The organism is Priestia sp. P5_B4, from assembly GCF_056400385.1.
In genome coordinates this window covers 1-1,707 of record NZ_JBFULJ010000824.1, presented here as the reverse complement: position 1 = coordinate 1,707, position 1,707 = coordinate 1, and the positions used below count along the sequence as shown (strand labels likewise).

At 33.6% G+C, this 1,707-nt stretch carries 2 protein-coding genes; one reads left to right on the top strand and one right to left on the bottom strand.

Annotated features, from left to right (window positions below; all coding sequences use genetic code 11):
• Positions 1-13: 13 nt before the first annotated feature.
• On the bottom strand, positions 14-913 hold the full coding sequence (locus AC1DRF_RS26370) for a LysR substrate-binding domain-containing protein (protein WP_477742118.1): 900 nt from the start codon (positions 911-913) through the stop codon (positions 14-16).
• 270 nt (positions 914-1,183) lie between these two features.
• Between AC1DRF_RS26370 and AC1DRF_RS26365 the strand changes: the two genes are divergently transcribed.
• Positions 1,184-1,707 (top strand): MFS transporter (locus AC1DRF_RS26365; protein ID WP_477742119.1); only part of this gene is annotated, 524 nt, incomplete at its 3' end.

The window sequence follows — 1,707 nt, the reverse complement described above, 5'->3', positions numbered from 1 at the left end:
ATCAAAAATAATCCTACTTATTAAAAATCGGAATGACAGATTCTTTTACTAATTCAACAAAAGCTTTGACTATTGACGATTGATTTTTACTTTCCCATACAAGAGCCGTTACAGTATTAAATTTGTTATTCCTAATGTCCCGATATATAACTTCATTTTGTAATAATAATTGGATGGAAGCAGGAACGATAGCTACACCAATTCCTGCAGAAACTAAAGATATAACCGTAGACATTTCTGCTGTTTCTTGTACAATGTTTGGACTAAACCCTGCCTCATAACAGCTGTTAATCACCCCATCATAATGATGTTGGTTTGATTTTCTTCCAATTAAAATAAATGGATCATTGGCTAACTCAATAAGATCGATGGAGGATGTTTTGGAAGCTAAAGGGTGTTCTTTTGGTAAGGCTACAACCATAGATTCTCGTCTAATTATTTCAAAATTAAGTGTTTCATCTTCAATGGGTTCACTAATTATCCCRATTTGAATAGTTCCCTCTTGTAAGGCTTTTAATTGTTCTGCAGACGTTTGCTGTTTTAAAACTACATGAATAGAAGGATATTGTTTTCTGTACTGTTTTATGATGGTTGGAAGAACATCATAAGCTGATGAAGCTAAAAAACCAATAATGATTTCTCCAACCTCTCCTCGACTCACCATTCTAACTGTTTCGATTGACTCATCTAAATTTTTGAAAAGCTGATAAACCTTTTCTAGAAACACTTGTCCTTCATTGGTTAACTCCACATGTCTTTTCGTTCGATGGAAAAGTGATACCCCTAATTCTTCTTCTAACTTGCGAATTTGAAGGCTCAATGGCGGCTGTGCCATGTTTAAACGGGCTGCAGCTTTACCAAAATGTAATTCTTCAGCTACAGTTTTGAAGTATTTCAAATGACGTAATTCCATTGTAATCCCTCCCTTTCTATTTATTAATACTTTAAATGTATTAAATACTTACTATATATATATTAGACATATTTATTGGCGTCTTGTAAAGTAGAAACGAAGAATTCTTCATTCCACAGTTACATTATTTAGGGTCACTAATAAAGAATTAATAAGTTTTAACCACGCAGAAAGAAGGTTTTTAGGTTGTATTCATCAGCATCGAAATTATGGACGTGGCAGTTTTCCCTTATTATTTTAATAACTATCTCGTTCTACCTATGTCTACAAATGCTTACAGGGGGATTTTCAATTTTTGTTACAGAGTTTAGTCATAACCCAACTTTAGGAGGCGTGATGACGACGGCCTTTATGCTGGCCGCAATTATAACTCGTCCATTAACAGGAATTTTAATGCATAAAATAAATATCAAAAAGGGACTATGCGTTATGATCCTTTTTGTGCTTGTTTGTATTATGATTAGTTACGGTCAACAAGTTATTCCTTTATTAATATCAATACGAATTTTAGAAGGTATAGGCTTTGGAGTTACAACAACTCTATTAGCTACTCTTGCAACAAATTTGATTCCCGAAGAAAGAATGGGTGAAGGAATTGGCTATTTTGGAATGGCGACAAGTCTAGGAACAACCCTTGGTCCGATGATTGCTCTGTCAATCCTACATACATTCTCTTTTAAATTTCTTCTTTTTATAACAATGTTTCTAATAGTAGTCTCATTTATTTTCTCGTTGTTTATCAAAATCAAACAATCTTCTTCATTCACTGAATCACCTATCCACAAGGAATCACT